This is a genomic window from uncultured Neisseria sp. (genome assembly GCF_951230505.1).
Classification (GTDB): Bacteria; Pseudomonadota; Gammaproteobacteria; order Burkholderiales; family Neisseriaceae; genus Neisseria.
On the sequence record NZ_CATNVN010000004.1, the window covers coordinates 17,178 to 33,996 of the forward strand.

Below are 16,819 nucleotides of genomic sequence, written 5' to 3' on the forward strand. Positions count from 1 at the left end.
TAAATGAACACCCCATCCAATCCCTCTTGGCAGGCCGCTTTCGGCTTGTTGGCACTCAGGCTTTTTGCCGCGTATGAATTTCTTGAATCCGGCTTGGAAAAATGGAACGGGGAAAACTGGTTTGCAGATATCAACAGCCAATTTCCCTTTCCATTCAATTTGTTGTCGGATACGGTCAACTGGAATTTGGCGATGTGGGCGGAACTGGTTTTGCCTGCACTGCTCATCGTTGGCTTGGCAACGCGGCTGTCCGCGCTGGGATTGATGGTCGTAACGGCTGTCGCATGGTCTGCGGTACATGCCGGCTTAGGGTACAATGTGTGCGACAACGGTTATAAAATGGCACTGATTTATTTGGTTGTTTTATTTCCTGTCCTATTGCAGGGCGCAGGCCGTCTGTCTTTGGATGCACTGCTGAAGAAACGCTGTTGCCGCATCAAGTATTTTCTTTAAGGATTATCTTTAAGGATTAATGGTCGCGGGCCGACTTTAAATGCCCGATATTATCCCTTGATTTGTTTTAAAACCCATATTTTAAAAAGGAAGTTGAAATGAAAAAAAATGTAGCTGCTGCTCTGGCCGGTGCACTGTCCCTGTCTTTGGCTGCCGGTGTTGTTGCCGCTGATAAAGCTGCCAGTGACGTGGCCGTTGAGAAAACTGTTAAAGCTGCCGAAGGTACTTGCGGCGCGGCTGCCAAAGCCGGTGAAGGTTCTTGCGGCGCAGCCATGAAAAAAGCACACGCCAAAAAAGGCAAAGCATCTAAAGCCAAAGCTGCCAAAGTAGTAGAAGGCAAATGCGGCGAAGGTAAATGCGGTTCTAAATAATCCTGAACATACCTTTAACAAAGTCGCATTTTATAAACAAAAATGCGACTTTGTCGTTCATACGGCATCATAACAGGACATCACCATGATTCAACACGCAGGCTTGGGCTACCGCCGCGACTTGGCGGAAGACTTCCTCTCGCTTTCAGACGACAGCCCGATACGCTTTATCGAAGCCGCCCCCGAAAATTGGCTGAAAATGGGCGGCAGGGCGCGTAAACAGTTTGACCGCGTGGCGGAACGGCTGCCGCTGGCATTGCACGGATTATCCATGTCGTTGGGCGGCCAAGCCCCGCTGGATACCGATTTGATAGACGGAATCAAAGAAATGATGCGCCGTTATGACTGCACATTTTTCTCCGACCATTTGAGCTACTGCCACGACGGCGGTCATCTTTACGATTTGTTGCCGCTGCCTTTCACTGATGATATGGTGCAACATACCGCGCGGCGTATCCGCGAAGTGCAGGATCGGTTGGGCTGCCGTATTGCCGTGGAAAACACCTCCTACTACCTGCATTCTCCGCTTGCCGAAATGAACGAGGTTGAGTTCCTCAATGCCGTTGCCCGTGAAGCCGACTGCGGTATTCATTTGGATGTGAACAATATTTACGTCAACGCCGTTAATCACGGCCTGTTGTCGCCTGAAGCCTTTTTAGAAAATGTGGACGCAGGGCGCGTGTGCTATATCCATATTGCCGGGCATGGTGTGGAAACACCCGAATTATTGATTGATACGCATGGCGCCGCAGTATTGCCGACTGTTTGGGATTTGCTCGAACTAGCCTATGCCAAACTGCCGACGATTCCGCCCACCCTGTTGGAACGCGATTTCAATTTTCCGCCTTTTGCCGAACTCGAAGCCGAAGTCGCCAAAATTGCCGAATATCAAACGCGTGCCGGAAAGGAATACCGCCGTGCAGCCTGAAACTTCCGCCCAATACCAACACCGCTTTGCCCAAGCCATACGCGAAGGCAAAGCCGCAGACGGATTGCCGCAAGAGCGCCTGAACGTCTATATCCGCCTGATACGCAACAATATTCACAGCTTTATCGACCGCTGTTATACCGAAACGCTGCAATACTTTGACAGCGAAGAATGGAGCCATCTGAAAGAAGGTTTCGTCCGCGACGCGCGCGCCCAAACCCCCTATTTTCAAGAAATCCCCGGCGAGTTCCTCCGATATTGCCAAAGCCTGCCGCTTTCAGACGACCTCTTGGCATTGATGGACTTTGAACACACCCAGCTGCTCGCCGAAACCGCTCAAACCGATAGCCAAACAGTTCATGATGATTCAGACGATTTGGCCTACATCCTTTTTCCCGCCGCCTTTGTGCGCCGTTATCAGTATGACGTGACCGACGAATTGCAGGAGGCGGAAACCGCTGTTTTGGTGTGGCGCGATAAGGAAGACGACGTGATGTATCAAACGCTCGACGATTTCGACGCCTTATTGCTGGAAACGCTGGCAGAGACGCCCACTTCCCTAAACGGCCTGCAAACCATGCTGGCAGAGTTCATGCCGTCTGAAAACGCTTGGCAGGATGCATTAAGGCAAAAATGGACGGAATGGTTGGAACAGGGCATTTTGGTTGCGGCATAAACCAAGGCCGTCTGAAACAGACGCAGTCGGTTTCGGTAAAACAAAAATACTACTGAAATCGTTTATAGATTCAATCGCATGCTCTTTCCGTATCAGCGTAAAATCAGAAGCATATTGATCATTCCTTTCATACTGATACATTATGGCCCTACCCGAACTGACCGATGCCGAACTTGCCGAATCCCGTAAACTGCTGCTGCGCTTTGCCCATATCCAGCTGCCCGACCGCCCCGATTTGGCGGAGGACCTCGTACAGGAAACCATGCTTTCCGCCTACCGTGCGGCCGAGGGTTTCAAAGGCGGCGCCCAAGTGAGCAGCTGGTTGTTTGCAATCTTAAAAAACAAAATTACCGACTGCCTGCGCCAAATCGGGCGGCAACGCCAAGTTTTCGTCACGCGCGACGAGGAAGCCTTGGATGAAGCCTTTGAAGGACATTTTGCCGCCGACGGGCATTGGACGGACGAAGGACAGCCTCAGGGTTGGGACTCGCCCGAAGCCAGTTTGAACAATAAAGAGTTCTACCAAGTTTTGCAGACCTGCCTCTACCATCTACCGGAAAACACCGCCCGCGTGTTTACCATGAAAGAAATTCTCGGTTTTTCAAGCGATGAAATCCGCGAGCAATGCGGCATCAGCCATGCCAACTATCACACCATCATGCACCGCGCGCGCGAAACCTTGCGCCAGTGTCTGCAAATCAAATGGTTCTCCCATGCCTGAGAGGAAAACGCCATGAAAAAATGCCGCAAAATAACTGATCTGATTTCCAAACAGCAAGACCAAGTGCGTCTCAGTCTTTTTAACCGCATTGCCCTTGCCGTCCACCTGTCGCTCTGCCCCCGTTGCCGCGAATATAAGAAACAGCTCGAATTAATCAGCAACGCCATGCACAAGATATTTCGATGATTAAAAAAAAGGCCGTCTGAAACCTACCCCTGTCAGTTTCAGACGGCCTTTTTGTATCTGCTTGATTTATCGCTAACCTTGAATAAGCCATGGTTTGCCGTTCACTTTTTTAGCTGCATTTATTTTTAAACTTGCGCCGTTGACCTTTGTTTTTTGAGTATGGCTGAAGATTCTAATACGGTAGAACAAGATAAAGGCCGTCTGAAAGATGAATTTCAGACGGCCTTTTTCACGGCTTTTAGTGTTGTTCTTCCGGCTCGGGTTCGTCTTTGCCGAACCAGTTGTCAAAGCGGATGGTGTATTTCAACTCGCCGCCGGAGGAGCGCGTGCCGATGCGGGCAACGGCTTGGATGGCGCGGGTCAGTTGGTACACGAGTTTGACGGATTGTTCGGCGCTGGAGATGCCGTATTCATAACCTGCGTAGAGGTTGTTGGTGAGCTGTTTGCCGACGGTCAGGACTTGTTCGGCAGGGTTGAGCTCGCCTGTTTGGGCGTTGCGGCTGCGTTTGCTGGTAAAGCCCAAATCATCCACAAGGCCGATGCGGTCGTTGACTTGGCCGGCAAGCAGCGCGCTGGCGGCCGCGGAGAGCGTGGCGTTGTCACCGTCGCTGCCGCTACTGGCACGGTTGAGGATGAGCCAGGAGAGTTTGTCTTTTTCACTCATGGCTTCTTTGGCAACCAAGGTTACGCGCGGATTATTGAGGCTGCCGAGGACTTCGACGCCAGCGCCGACCGGGGAGAGGCGGCGTTCGGCACGGATGTTGAGGTTTGGATTAGTCAGCGGGCCGACAAAGGAAACCGATCCTTTGGTGATGTCGAGGTCTTGGCCGTAGGCTTTGTAGCGGCCTTTGACAACGCGCACGGTACCAACGCCTTGTACGGCTTCGTCCGGACGGGACGTGATGGCCAGTTTGCCGCCGATGGTAACGTCTGCGCCGTAGCCGACAAAACGGACATTGTCGTTGATATTCAAGACAAGGTTCATATTAATCGGCGTGGTGGCCGTTGCTTCTTTTGGGGTTTCGCCCAATACAACCACATCATCGTCGAGGGTCGGCATGGAGGATTTTTGCGAACCGAACATACCGTAGTCGGTATTGAGCGTGCCGTTGAGCGATACGCCTTTTCCCGGATTGTAGAGGACTTTGGCCGCGCCGGAGAGCTGCAGTCGGCGGTTTGGACGCGAGAGGGTGCGGTATTTGTCGAAGACGATGTCCACGTCGACATCGGGGTTGGCGTTGGCAAGGTTGACCGCACCTTTGAGCTCAATCGTGCCGCCACGGTGGAATTTTAGGCTGTCGATCACCCATTTTTGACCCTGCAGGCGTGAACGCAATACGCCGTTGTCGAGAATCAGGCCTTGGGTTTGATGGCGGTAATAGAGGTTGTCGCCGTTAATCAGGCCGCTCAGTTGCGGATCGTTCAGACGGCCTGCCAAGTTGACGGCGGCGTTCAGACGGCCTTTGAGGGTTTGGCCGACGGGCAGGAAGTTGCGGAAGACTTCGAGGTTGGCAACGTTCAGGTTGAGTTTGCCGCTCAGAGGGGCGGTATCGAAGCTGGTGCCTTGGCCGATGTTGACGGTACCGTCGGCACGGCCGTAATTGGTTTGGAGGTCGAGGTTGCTGTTGACGGTAGGCGAACCGAGTCGGCCGCCGATGGTGGCGGTCGCGTTCAGACGGCCTGCAATGCCTTGGGCTGTCGCCGGCATAAAGGATTTGAGCGAGCTCAAATCGGGAACGCTGATATTGACTTTGCCGCTGACAGGGGCATTGTTGATATTGTTGCCAAACTGTTGCGCGATGCCGAGCGTGCCGTTAACTTTGCCGAAGCGAGTGTTGCCTTCCAGCGTACTGTCGATGCGGCCGTTTTGGAAACGGGTGCGCAGGGCGAGCGCGGAAAGTCCCAAAGGCTGTTTGTTTTTCGGGTCTTTGCTCGGCAGAATGATGTCGCCGCTTTGACGGTTGATGTTGAGGAAGCCGCGCGCGTTTTGACTGTACGCCAAATCCCAGTCGCCGCCCAAGACGAGGTTGTGTTCGATAGGCGGAGTGTAGAAGTTGTGCAATTCGGCAATGTGCAGATTTTGTGCGCTGCCTTTACTGGTAATGCCGGCTTTCTTGTCCCAAACGAAATTTTGCAGGTTGAGGCTGCCACCCATGGCCGCCCAGCGTGCGCTGCTGAGGGAAACGCGTTCGCTGCCGGCTTCGAGGTTGAGGCGGTTTTGCAGTTTGAGGTTGAACGCGCCGTTGATGTCGAGCGTATCAACCGTGCCTTTCCATTGGGTTTGGTCTTTGTTGAGGCCGCCGGTGGCGTCGAGGTCGAGCTTGTAGCGTTTGCTGTCCACCGCCATGCTGCTGTTGCCGTGGATGTGGTGGTGCGAGCCTGTGCCGCTGATGAGCAGGTTGACGTTGTCAATCATGGCCGCGCCGCCGGATACGGCGATGTGTTCGCCTTTAATATCGGCACTCAACGGACGATTGGTGTCGGGCGAACCTTTGAGCTTGAAGTCGAGGGTACGGATGTTGACGGTATCGGCGACTTTGAAGTTGCGCGCTTCGCCGTTCAAATCGGCTTCAAGGGTTTTGAGGCCGTCTGAAAAACTGCCGGAGATGTAGCCGCGCGCGTTGAGCAGGCCGCCCAAGCCGAAGCCGAAACGCGACAAATCGGGGGCGGTAATGTTGAGGTTGAGGCGGTCGCCTTTTTTGCCGAAGCTGCCGTTGGTTTTGACGATGTTGCTGCCGAGGGTCAGGTCGGTCAGGGCGCGCGTGAGGTGTTTGTTTTCATAGGCGACGTCGGCTTTGCCGCTGAGCGGAACGCCGTTGAGCGTACTCGGTGCGAACTGCATTTTGCCGGCGAATTTCTCTTGCGCCAGTATGCCGGTCAAGTTGATGTTGCCGTTGACGCTGCCTTGCGGAAGCTGCGGATCGATGCGCGCAGGGTTGAAGGCTTTGCTGACGATGTCCAGCTGCAGTTTGCGGTCTTTGAAGAGTTCGAGCGAGCCTTTGGCGTTGAGTTCGCCGCCGTTTTGCGGAACCAGGCGGACTTTGTCGAGCTTGAGCGTGCGCTGGCCGAGCTGTTTGTCGGTTTGGAAAAACAGCATGCCGTCTGTACGCGCAAATCCGCTGTCGAGATTCCAGTTGACAACGGGGGAGGAGGTTTCGCCTTTGACGTCGATACTGCCGTTCAGACGGCCTGCGATGTTTTGACGCACAAAGTCGTCTGCGCCGGTATTGTTGATGCCCAGTGCGAGTTTGAGCTGGTCTTGGGCGGTGTCGATTGAGCCGGATACGTCGATGCTGCCGTCTTTGAGCAGGCCGACGCCGATGTCTTCAATCATGACCGTGCCTTTGTCGTCGACGATGAATTCGCCGAGGATGCGTTTGACAGGAATCTGATTTTCATCGGCAAAACCGGCTTGGTCGTTTTCCAAGTCTATCGAGCCTTCCAGCGCAACGCCGTCTGTAAAGGACGGAATGGTGGTGGCGTCGAAATTCAGACGTGCTTTGGGCAGGGTGGGCAGGAAGGCCTGCGGATTGATGTTGGAACCTTTAACCAGGATTTCGCCGACGGTTTCGTTGAGGCTGTCGGCGAATGGGTGGATGGTGGATTTGGCAGACAAATGAACGTTGTCGCCGTCGAGCAGCAGGTCGGTGTACACGTCTTGCAGGCTGCCCCACAGGCGCACCGTGCCGTGTATGGTTTCGCCCTCAAGCTGGCCTTTGGTGTAGATGGCGGTATTGAGGACGTAGGGTTTGTTCAAACCAAGCACTACCGCGCCTGTCGAGCTGCTCCATGGCGTATCGGCGGTTTTGATGTGGAGGCGGTGTTCTTTTTTGTCGTAATGATAGGCCGCGTGCAGATGGTCGAGATAGACGGTCTGCTTGTCAAAACGCTTGCCCACGCTGATTTTGCCGGTTTCCAAACGGTCGAGATAGGCGGTAACGGGCAGGTCTATGCTGTCGGGCAGGCCTTTTGAAGGCTCTTCTTCTTTAGGCGGCGTGCGTTTGGTCACGATGGCGATGTCGCCGGCCACGACTTCGGTAATGTGCAAGGACGGACGGGTCAGCTCGGACGGTTTCCAATCAAAGCGGAAGCTACTGATTTTGACATCTGCACCTTCTGTTTCAATCAACCATTTGTCGCCTTCAAAACCTTCAATCAGCGTACCTTTCAGCGTATCCGAGGAGATTTTGACACCGAACCATGACGGGATTTTGTACAAACCGAAACGCAAACCCGATTCCGTACCGACCAGCCAGCCGATCGCGCCGGCGGAAACGGTCAATACGCCCAAGGCGGACAGGACAAAGCCGCGCAACAGGCGTTTTTTGCGCTTTGGCGGGGTGGGCTGTTGTTCAGATGACGTGGAAGTGTTTGCAGTATCGGTCATGATATTTTTCTGTTTGTCTGTTGTTCAGACGGCCTGAAATGGCTGAGACCGTCTGAAAGAATGGATGGTGAGTATGTTTGTTAAAACCTTGTGCCCAAGCTGATGTGCCAGCGGATTTTCTTGTCGTGATGGCCGTAGGCAATATCGAAAGAGAACGGCGCAACCGGGCTGAACCAGCGCACACCCAAGCCGGTACCGTGTTTTAAGGTCATGTGTTTGAAGTTGCTTGCCGCATCGCCGACATCGTGGAAGATGGCGCCGGAGAAGCTTTTGGTAACCGGGAATTGATATTCGAGGCTGCCGACCACCAAGGCGCGTTGCGGCAGGACGGAGCCGTTGGGGCCGGCCAAGCCGATGCTGTCGAGTTCGTAACCGCGTACGGAAGTCGCGCCGCCGGTGCGGAACATCAGGCTGGACGGCACTTCTTCGCCTTCGCGGGCATAGACGTAGCCTGCCTGGCCGCGTACGATGAACGTACCGAGTTTTTTGTTTTCAGGTGTGAAGAAATAGCCTGCCCGTGCCGTAGCGCGTGCCATTTGGGTGGAGGAGAGGAGTTTGCCCAGAGTCGTGCCGATTTTGCCGTCGAGGTAGTAGCCGTTTTGAGGATGCAGCTCGGTTTCGATGCTTTGCCGTTTCCATGAGGCGGTCAGCATGGTGGCATGGCTTCGGCCCAAATCGTAGCTGGTGTCGGGGACTTTGCGGTCTTCGGTAATGAATTCGAGGCCGAAGCGGGCATCGATATTGTTGCGGTCGCGGACATACCAAATACCGCTGGTCAGGGCGCGTTTTTCAAGGTTTTGCGTGGTCGAGCGGTTGTAGGAAACGTTGCTTGTCCAGTAGTTGCCGCGGTTGTTGCGCGGTTGGCTGATACCGGCGGCCAGCGTGGTTTCGTATTTGTCCATGTCCCAAACGATGGAACCGATATAACCTTTGTTAAAGAGGTTGTAATAGTCGTAGGCGATGCGGCCGCCGATTCCGTATTCGGAGTCGTAGCGGATACCGGTTTCCAGTTTGTGGCGTTTGACTTCGGTCACGTTGATTTTGACGGGAACGCGGTCGCCTTGCAGTTGATCGAAGTCGGCTTGTACGGACGCGCCGGAATAGTGGCCGTTTTGCTCGAGCGCCTGTTGCAGGTCGAGGATTTTGTCTAAGTCGTAAGGCGAACCGGGTTGGAAGCGCGCCATGCCGGAAACCACGCTCTCAGGGTAGCGGCGTGTGCCGGTAATTTGGAACTCGCCAAAGTAAATGGGGCGGTTGCTCTCTACGATGACGTTCAAATCGGCTTTTTGGGTATTGGGATTGATGGTGGCTTGGGTGGTAGTGAGTTTCGCCAAAGGGTATTTTTTGCGTGTTACCGCGCTGAGGACGGAGGTTTTACTTGCACTCCAGCCGTCTTGGTCGAAGTTTTCGCCAACTGGCTGTTGCCAGTTTTCCATCGCATTTTGGTAGTATTCGGCCAAGTTGTCGTCATTCAATACGTCGCCGAGGATGGCCACGCTGACGTTGTCGACTTTGGTGCGCGGGCCGGGGGTGACGTTGACGGTATAGCTTTCGCCGTGGTCTTGAATATTGACGTTGCTATTGAAATAGCCTTTGGTCCGGAGCATGGTTTTGACGTTGTCGGGTGCTTCTTCAGCGAGGAAGCCGACCTGCTCTTTGTCCAGCTCTTCGTCCTGCTGCTGGGTAATCAGCGGCAGGTATTCTTCAAGCATTTCTTTGATTTCGCTGTCTTGGGTGTCGATTTTGACGGGGAATTTGGGCTTGAGTTTGCCTGTTTGGTCGTCTTTGGGCTGCTTGGGCATTTCGGATTCGGGAACAGCCTCGTAGTCTTCCGCTTTGGGAACGGAAGTATCTACTGCCAACGCGTGTCCGTAGGCGAGCGCCAATGATGCAAATAAAACAGGGTAGGTCAGTTTGGTCATGATGTGTGTTCGACAGCGACAATTCTTCAGTTTGGGGATTTTAACATTATTTCTGCAAGGTTTCAGGCTATGGTTGTAAACGGAAATTTAGCGCGATAACGTTGCAAAAGGCGACTTAAGGGCGGATTTTGGTTTGTTTCTATCTGATTGTAATATTTATGTTTTTGTATTTTGATTGATGAAGTTGCCTTTGTATGCGGCCTTATGGCGCAGATTTCAGGCCGTCTGAAATCAAGATGCAGAGGGATAAGGCAACAGTATGGGCATACTTTAAAGTAGGGTTTGAGCAGTTTTGACTGCATTTTTAGCATAAAGTGCCAACTGTGTCATAAATGCTAAACTTTGATGCTGTTTTTGTGAGGTGTGCATGAAAACCTCGCCGACAAATGATTTTTTATTTTAGAATGTAAGACTTTTTTAACATATCTTTAAATTGAAGGAACGGATATGGCAAGTGGCAATCCGCTTTTAAACGCGATCAACAGCGTCAGCCTGGTGGTACAAATCGCCATCGGCTTGGTTTTAGGTATTCTTGTGGGTGCAGTTGCGCCGCAAGTCGGTATCAGCGCAGGACTGCTGGGCAGCCTGTTTGTCGGTGCGCTTAAGGCTATCGCACCGATTTTGGTATTCGTTTTGGTGACTGCCGCCATTGCGCAACACCAAAAAGGCAATCAGGCCCACATCAAACCGATTTTGATTTTGTATATTTTTGGTACGTTTGCCGCGGCCGTGGTGGCGGTTGTCGCCAGTATGGCATTCCCGACCACGCTGATTCTGCGTACGGCCGGCGATGTATCCGTTGCGCCGCCTTCCGGCATTATCGAAGTGTTGAAAACGCTGCTGATGAATTTGGTGGCCAACCCGATTAACGCGCTGGCCAATGCCAACTATATCGGCATTTTGGCTTGGGCTTTGGTATTGGGCGCGGCTTTGCGCCATCACGGTTCGGATACGACCCGCCAAGTGGCGGCCGACTTGGCCGATACCGTTTCGACGGTTGTGAAGTGGATTATCCGTTTTGCGCCGTTGGGTATTTTCGGCTTGGTGTCCTCTACCATTGCGGAAACCGGTTTTGAAGCGCTAGCCGGTTATATGCAGCTGTTGGCCGTATTGCTTGGCTGTATGCTGTTTATCGCTTTGGTGGTCAATCCGATTATTGTGTGGACGCAAATCCGCAGCAATCCTTTCCCGCTGGTGTTTACCTGCCTGCGCGAAAGCGGCGTGTATGCCTTCTTTACCCGTTCTTCCGCCGCCAATATCCCTGTGAACATGGCATTGGCGAAAAAACTGGGCCTGCACGAAGACACTTACTCTATCTCCATTCCATTGGGTGCAACCATCAATATGGCCGGTGCGGCAATCACCATTACCGTTTTGGCGATGGCTGCGGCGCACACGCAAGGCATTACGGTTGACTTCGCCACCGCCCTGCTGTTGAGCCTGGTGGCTACTGTCAGCGCGTGCGGTGCATCCGGTGTGGCCGGTGGCTCGTTGCTGCTGATTCCTTTGGCGTGCAGCCTGTTCGGTATCGATAACGATGTGGCCATGCAGGTGGTTGCCGTCGGCTTCATTATCGGCGTGATTCAAGACTCTGCAGAAACTGCATTGAACTCTTCCACCGACGTTTTGTTTACTGCCGCTGCCGATTTGGGCCGTCAACGTAAAGAGTGATTTTTAAGGGCAACCTAAATCCAGCAAAGGCCGTCTGAAAAGTTTCAGACGGCCTTTGTTTTATGTAAAGAAAAGGGATTTTTAGATGGTCAAGCCAATAGATTGGTTTGGTCGGCCTGACGGTATCCGCTGTCATCAGTTGGATTTTTCCCGTAAAATACAGTCTTGAATGTATTTGAACACCTCTTTTCAGACGGCCTGACCGTCTTATCACATTTGCAAAAACAATGATTAAAAAAATATTCTCATGGTTCGAGTCCCGCATCGACCCTTATCCAGAAGCCGCTCCGAAAACGCCAGAAAAAGGGTTGTGGCGGTTTATTTGGAGCAACATTGAAGGCGTGCGCAAATGGATTGCCGTGTTGGCCGTGTTTACGGTCGGCGTCGGCATCATGGAAGCCTTGATGTTCCAATTTATGGGCAAGGTGGTTGACTGGCTCGGCACGTATACGCCGCAAACGCTTTTTGTTGAAAAAGGCCGTGCTTTAATCGGCATGATGGCCATGGTGGCATTTTTTGCCGTTTGGACCTTTTTCGCGTCCAGTGTGCGCCTGCAAACCCTGCAAGGCGTGTTCCCCATGCGCCTGCGCTGGAACTTCCACCGCCTGATGCTGGGTCAAAGCCTGGGCTTTTATCAGGACGAATTTGCAGGACGCGTATCCGCCAAAGTCATGCAAACCGCGCTGGCGCTGCGCGATGTCGTGATGACCGTCGCCGATATGGTTGTGTATGTGCTGGTGTACTTCATCACTTCCGGCGTGATTCTGTCCTCATTCGATGCCTGGCTTATCGTGCCGTTTATCTGCTGGATGATTGGATTCGCGATGATTATGCGCTTCCTGATTCCCAAACTCGGCAAAACCGCTGCACGCCAAGCTGATGCACGCTCGTTGATGACCGGCCGCATTACCGACGCCTATTCCAATATCGCTACTGTCAAACTTTTCTCACACGGCGCACGCGAGGCCGCTTATGCCAAGCAGTCGATGGAAGAGTTTATGGTAACCGTCCATGCCCAAATGCGTTTGGCAACGCTGCTGCACACTTGCAGCTTTATCGTCAACAGCTCGCTGACCGTCGGTACGACCGCCTTGGGCATTTGGCTTTGGTATCACGGCCAAGTCGGCGTGGGCGCGGTAGCCACCGCCACGGCCATGGCATTGCGTGTGAACGGTTTGTCGCAATACATCATGTGGGAATCCGCCCGATTGTTTGAAAACATCGGTACCGTCAACGACGGCATGGCCACCCTGTCCAAACCCCACACCATCCTCGACAAACCGCAAGCCCTGCCGCTGAAAGTCACCCGGGGCGAAATCAAGTTTGATCACGTCGATTTCTCCTACGAAGCAGGCAAACCACTCCTCAACGGCTTTAATCTGAACATCAAACCCGGCGAAAAAGTCGGCTTGATCGGTCGCAGCGGCGCGGGTAAATCCACCATCGTCAACCTGCTCCTGCGCTTTTACGAACCGCAAAGCGGCACGATTTCGATCGACGGCCAAAACGTGGACAGCGTTACCCAAGAAAGTCTGCGCGCCCAAATCGGTTTGGTGACGCAAGATACCTCCCTGCTGCATCGCTCCGTCCGCGACAACATTATCTACGGCCGTCCCGATGCGACCGAAGCCGAAATGATTTCCGCCGCCGAACGTGCCGAGGCAGCCGGTTTTATTCCTAACTTAAGCGATGCCAAAGGCCGACGCGGCTATGATGCACACGTTGGCGAACGCGGCGTGAAACTTTCCGGCGGCCAGCGCCAACGTATCGCCATCGCCCGCGTTATGCTCAAAGACGCGCCAATTCTATTGCTTGACGAAGCCACCAGCGCGCTCGACTCCGAAGTCGAAGCCGCCATCCAAGAAAGCCTCGACAAAATGATGGAGGGCAAAACCGTGATTGCCATCGCCCACCGCCTCTCCACCATCGCCGCGATGGACCGCCTCATCGTCTTGGACAAAGGCCGCATCATCGAAGAAGGCAGCCACACCGAGTTGCTCGAGAAACAAGGTCTGTACGCCAAACTTTGGGCGCACCAAAGCGGCGGCTTCTTGAGTGAGCATGTCGAGTGGGAAAACAATTAAACGCTTTGAAAGAAGATAAAAGGCCGTCTGAAAACATTTTCAGACGGCCCTTTATTAATGAAGCAAAGGGCAGCTGGGATAACCGCCTTTTTTCAGTTGAAACCTTAGTTGTTTACAGTCCCAGCGACCAAGCATTTTGGTGTTCGGACAAATCTTCCAAGCGGTTTTCGTAATGGGCGAAGATTTCTTCAATGATTTCGTCTTCGTCGTCGATGACGCGGATCAGGTTCAAATCCTCTTCCAAGATCAGGTTTCTACCCAGCAACTGCTCGCGTATCCAGTCCAACAGTCCCGCCCAAAATGCTTTGCCCACTAAGATAATCGGGCGGTCGGGCGTTTTACCGGTTTGCACCAAAGTCAGGCTTTCAAACAATTCGTCCAATGTGCCGAAACCGCCGGGCATGACGACATATGCCACGGCGTGTTTGACGAACATGACTTTGCGCGGGAAGAAGTGTTGGAATTTAATCGACAAATCCTGATACGGATTGGCTTTTTGCTCGTGCGGCAACACGATATTCAACCCCACCGCCGGACTTGCGCCTGCAAACGCGCCTTTGTTGGCTGCTTCCATAATGCCCGGCCCGCCGCCGGAAATCACGGAAAATCCGGCATCCGACAGCTTGCGTGCCAAGCGCAATGTGAACGCGTAGTCGGGATGGTTTTCAGGCGTGCGCGCGCTGCCGTAAATGCTGACGGCTGGCTGAATGGCGCGCAATTCTTCGCCGGCTTCGACAAATTCGGAAATAATCTTCAATACATGATACGACTCGCGCGCCTGAATATCGCGGCGTGTTTCGTCGGGCAGCATGGGTTTGGGCAGTTTTTTGAGCAGGCTCACGGCTTTTCCTTCGAGTTTTTATGTGCAGTATTGTAACCCGAAAGGGGCGGGCCGTCTGAAAGTTGGGTTTCGGCGGCAAGTGTGCCTGCCACATTTTCAAAAGCCCGTTACAATATCTGCTTTTATTCAACTGCTCCGCCATGCTCGATATTATCCACCGCGACAGCCGCACTATCGCCGTCAACAAACCTGCCGGAATGCTGGTGCACCGAAGCTGGTTAGACAAACACGAAACCCGTTTTGCCGTGCAGACCCTGCGCGACCAAATCGGGCAGCACGTCTATCCCGTCCACCGCCTCGACCGCCCGACTTCCGGCGTCTTGCTGTTTGCCCTCGATACGGAAGCTGCACGGTTATTGACGCAGCAGTTTGAAAACAAAACCATCGAAAAAACCTATTGGGCGATTGTTCGCGGTCATCTGCCTTCAGACGGCCTGATTGATTACGCCCTCAAATATATGCCCGACAAAATTGCCGAAGCGCAGACCGAAGCGACTTTGCAGGAAGCGCAAACCGCCTACCGCTGTCTGGCACAAACCGAGTTGCCGTTCCAATCCGCCCTGCGTTACCCGACCTCGCGTTATTCGTGGGCCGAACTTACGCCGCACTCCGGTCGCAAACACCAACTCCGCCGCCATATGAAACACATTTTCCACCCCATCGTCGGCGACACCAACTACGGCGATTTGCGCCAAAACCATACCGTTGCCGAACATATCGGCACGCAACGCCTGATGTTGCATGCGCGAAGCCTCAGTTTTCAAAGCATAGAAGACGGCAGCCGGATGACCGTACAAGCGCCGATAGACAACGACTGGCGGCTTTGGTTGGAAAAATTTAAAACCGAGGCCGTCTGAAAACCCAAACTGCACATTTTCAGACGGCCCGGTCATGGAAAAAAACAGGCAAATCCCTTACAATACGCCCCTAAAATTTTGAAAGAACACAAGAATCATGGAAGCCGAAGTAATCAACCAGCTTAACAATACCCTAAACGACTTGGAGAAGCGCAGCGAAGACATCCGCGTCTATATGGACTACCAAGGCAAAAAAGACCGCCTTGAAGAAGTCGTCGGCCTCTCCGAAGACCCGGAACTCTGGAACGACCCCAAACGCGCCCAAGAAATCGGCAAAGAGCGCAAAATCCTCGAAGGCATCGTGGTAACCCTCGACAACATCGCCACAGGCATCGAAGACAACCGTATGCTGATTGAAATGGCCGTCGAAGAAAACGACGAAGAAGGTTTCGCCGCCGTGCAGGAAGATGTGGCCGGTTTGGAAAAACAAATGGCCGATCTCGAATTCAAACGAATGTTCAACCAGCCAGCCGACCCGAACAACTGCTTTATCGACATTACCGCAGGCGCGGGCGGTACCGAAGCGGAAGACTGGGCGGGTATGCTGTTCCGTATGTACAGCCGCTACGCCGAGCGCAAAGGCTTCAAAATCGAAATCCTTGAAGAAGACGACGGCGAAATCGCGGGCATCAACCGCGCCACCATCCGTGTGGAAGGCGAATACGCCTATGGCCTGCTGCGTACCGAAACCGGCGTTCACCGCCTGGTGCGCTATTCACCGTTTGACTCCAATAACAAACGCCACACGTCGTTCTCGTCCGTGTTCGTTTACCCCGAAATCGACGATTCCATCGAAATCGAAATCAATCCTGCCGATTTGCGTATCGACACTTACCGTGCATCCGGTGCAGGCGGTCAGCACATTAACAAAACCGACTCCGCCGTGCGTATTACCCACGAACCGACCGGTATCGTGGTGCAATGTCAAAACGACCGTTCGCAACACGCCAACAAAGCCGCCGCGATGGAAATGTTGAAATCCAAACTGTACGAATTGGAAATGCGCAAACGTAACGAAGAGAAACAGGCGTTGGAAGAAGGCAAGTCCGATGTGGGTTGGGGCAGCCAAATCCGTTCATACGTTTTGGACTCCTCACGCATCAAAGACTTGCGTACAGGCTATGAAGTCGGCAACACCAAAGCCGTATTGGACGGCGATTTGGACGGCTTCATCGAAGCCAGCCTGAAACAAGGTGTGTAAACCGTAAGAGATAAACAGGCCGTCTGAAAGATTTCAGACGGCCTGTTTGTTGTTGAATATGGCGGTAACTATATTCACTGCGATGATTTATATTTCCAGCGGAAAAGGTTTTATCTATTTGAATAAGATAAAGTCTTATCAGCTTAAATGGAATACCGAACGCAGTAAATATATCCGTTTTCAGCCGCATGAAAAATACAATATAGCAAATCTAAAAATTAATGGGTTTTTAAATATGTAGGGCATGACGGGGATGGCCGCGATAGGCTTGTTATGTGGCTATTGAGTTTTTTAAATGCAAATATTAATCTTTCTGTAAAAATATGCTTTTTAATGTTTTGCAAATGCAAAGATTGACGGTAATATATGGCTTCCATAAAAATGATCGGTAGGTATAACAGGCCGTCTGAAGCCTGAGCCTGTCTAATATATAGGAGAACTCATAATGTCCGGCCAAAAGCTGTCGTCTGCCGAGAAAACTTTCTTCGGCCATCCTTTGCAATTATCCACCCTATTCCATA

13 protein-coding genes are annotated in these 16,819 nt (G+C 52.8%); 10 read left to right on the top strand and 3 right to left on the bottom strand.

Going from position 1 to position 16,819, the window contains the following annotated elements; translation table 11 throughout:
* Window positions 1-3: 3 nt before the first annotated feature.
* From Q1M25_RS00685 to Q1M25_RS00710, 6 genes are all read left to right on the top strand, one after another.
* Complete coding sequence (locus Q1M25_RS00685) at window positions 4-453, top strand: DoxX family protein (protein ID WP_188208949.1); 450 nt, start codon at window positions 4-6, stop codon at window positions 451-453.
* Window positions 454-551: 98 nt separating this feature from the next.
* Complete coding sequence (locus tag Q1M25_RS00690) at window positions 552-824, top strand: hypothetical protein (RefSeq protein WP_049333024.1); 273 nt, start codon at window positions 552-554, stop codon at window positions 822-824.
* Between the two features lie 85 nt (window positions 825-909).
* Complete coding sequence (locus Q1M25_RS00695; protein ID WP_300480610.1) at window positions 910-1,752, top strand: DUF692 family protein; 843 nt, start codon at window positions 910-912, stop codon at window positions 1,750-1,752.
* Window positions 1,742-2,428, top strand: a complete 687-nt coding sequence (locus Q1M25_RS00700) for a DUF2063 domain-containing protein (RefSeq protein ID WP_300480612.1) — start codon at window positions 1,742-1,744, stop codon at window positions 2,426-2,428. The genes Q1M25_RS00695 and Q1M25_RS00700 overlap by 11 nt, the downstream gene beginning before the upstream one ends.
* Before the next feature lie 142 nt (window positions 2,429-2,570).
* Complete coding sequence (locus Q1M25_RS00705; protein ID WP_107857761.1) at window positions 2,571-3,149, top strand: sigma-70 family RNA polymerase sigma factor; 579 nt, start codon at window positions 2,571-2,573, stop codon at window positions 3,147-3,149.
* 12 nt (window positions 3,150-3,161) lie between these two features.
* Window positions 3,162-3,335 (top strand): zf-HC2 domain-containing protein, encoded by a 174-nt coding sequence (locus tag Q1M25_RS00710; RefSeq protein ID WP_141745160.1) that lies wholly within the window; start codon window positions 3,162-3,164, stop codon window positions 3,333-3,335.
* Between the two features lie 238 nt (window positions 3,336-3,573).
* Here Q1M25_RS00710 and Q1M25_RS00715 read toward each other — a convergent pair whose 3' ends face one another.
* Together Q1M25_RS00715 and Q1M25_RS00720 are read right to left on the bottom strand one after the other, a co-directional pair.
* On the bottom strand, window positions 3,574-7,722 hold the full coding sequence (locus tag Q1M25_RS00715) for a translocation/assembly module TamB domain-containing protein (RefSeq protein WP_300480616.1): 4,149 nt from the start codon (window positions 7,720-7,722) through the stop codon (window positions 3,574-3,576).
* 80 nt (window positions 7,723-7,802) lie between these two features.
* On the bottom strand, window positions 7,803-9,644 hold the full coding sequence (locus tag Q1M25_RS00720) for an autotransporter assembly complex family protein (RefSeq protein ID WP_300480618.1): 1,842 nt from the start codon (window positions 9,642-9,644) through the stop codon (window positions 7,803-7,805).
* A gap of 447 nt (window positions 9,645-10,091) precedes the next feature.
* Here Q1M25_RS00720 and sstT point away from each other — a divergent pair, with 447 nt between their 5' ends.
* Together sstT and Q1M25_RS00730 are read left to right on the top strand one after the other, a co-directional pair.
* Complete coding sequence (gene sstT, locus Q1M25_RS00725; RefSeq protein WP_300480620.1) at window positions 10,092-11,315, top strand: serine/threonine transporter SstT; 1,224 nt, start codon at window positions 10,092-10,094, stop codon at window positions 11,313-11,315.
* 227 nt (window positions 11,316-11,542) lie between these two features.
* Window positions 11,543-13,399 (top strand): ABC transporter ATP-binding protein, encoded by a 1,857-nt coding sequence (locus tag Q1M25_RS00730; RefSeq protein WP_300480623.1) that lies wholly within the window; start codon window positions 11,543-11,545, stop codon window positions 13,397-13,399.
* 112 nt (window positions 13,400-13,511) lie between these two features.
* Here Q1M25_RS00730 and Q1M25_RS00735 read toward each other — a convergent pair whose 3' ends face one another.
* On the bottom strand, window positions 13,512-14,240 hold the full coding sequence (locus Q1M25_RS00735; RefSeq protein WP_003747857.1) for a TIGR00730 family Rossman fold protein: 729 nt from the start codon (window positions 14,238-14,240) through the stop codon (window positions 13,512-13,514).
* A gap of 140 nt (window positions 14,241-14,380) precedes the next feature.
* Here Q1M25_RS00735 and truC point away from each other — a divergent pair, with 140 nt between their 5' ends.
* Both truC and prfB read left to right on the top strand, forming a co-directional pair.
* A complete protein-coding gene (gene truC, locus Q1M25_RS00740; protein WP_300480625.1) occupies window positions 14,381-15,097 on the top strand; it encodes a tRNA pseudouridine(65) synthase TruC in 717 nt (238 codons plus the stop codon).
* A gap of 97 nt (window positions 15,098-15,194) precedes the next feature.
* Complete coding sequence (gene prfB, locus Q1M25_RS00745) at window positions 15,195-16,298, top strand: peptide chain release factor 2 (protein WP_003681666.1); 1,104 nt, start codon at window positions 15,195-15,197, stop codon at window positions 16,296-16,298.
* The last annotated feature ends 521 nt before the right edge of the window (window positions 16,299-16,819 follow it).

Coding starts and splice junctions, on each gene's coding strand:
- Q1M25_RS00685 (WP_188208949.1), top strand. CDS start 4: ATGAACACCCCATCCAATCCCTCTTGGCAGGCCGCTTTCGGCTTGTTG.
- Q1M25_RS00690 (WP_049333024.1), top strand. CDS start 552: ATGAAAAAAAATGTAGCTGCTGCTCTGGCCGGTGCACTGTCCCTGTCT.
- Q1M25_RS00695 (WP_300480610.1), top strand. CDS start 910: ATGATTCAACACGCAGGCTTGGGCTACCGCCGCGACTTGGCGGAAGAC.
- Q1M25_RS00705 (WP_107857761.1), top strand. CDS start 2,571: ATGGCCCTACCCGAACTGACCGATGCCGAACTTGCCGAATCCCGTAAA.
- Q1M25_RS00710 (WP_141745160.1), top strand. CDS start 3,162: ATGAAAAAATGCCGCAAAATAACTGATCTGATTTCCAAACAGCAAGAC.
- Q1M25_RS00715 (WP_300480616.1), bottom strand. CDS start 7,722: ATGACCGATACTGCAAACACTTCCACGTCATCTGAACAACAGCCCACC.
- Q1M25_RS00720 (WP_300480618.1), bottom strand. CDS start 9,644: ATGACCAAACTGACCTACCCTGTTTTATTTGCATCATTGGCGCTCGCC.
- sstT (WP_300480620.1), top strand. CDS start 10,092: ATGGCAAGTGGCAATCCGCTTTTAAACGCGATCAACAGCGTCAGCCTG.
- Q1M25_RS00730 (WP_300480623.1), top strand. CDS start 11,543: ATGATTAAAAAAATATTCTCATGGTTCGAGTCCCGCATCGACCCTTAT.
- truC (WP_300480625.1), top strand. CDS start 14,381: ATGCTCGATATTATCCACCGCGACAGCCGCACTATCGCCGTCAACAAA.
- prfB (WP_003681666.1), top strand. CDS start 15,195: ATGGAAGCCGAAGTAATCAACCAGCTTAACAATACCCTAAACGACTTG.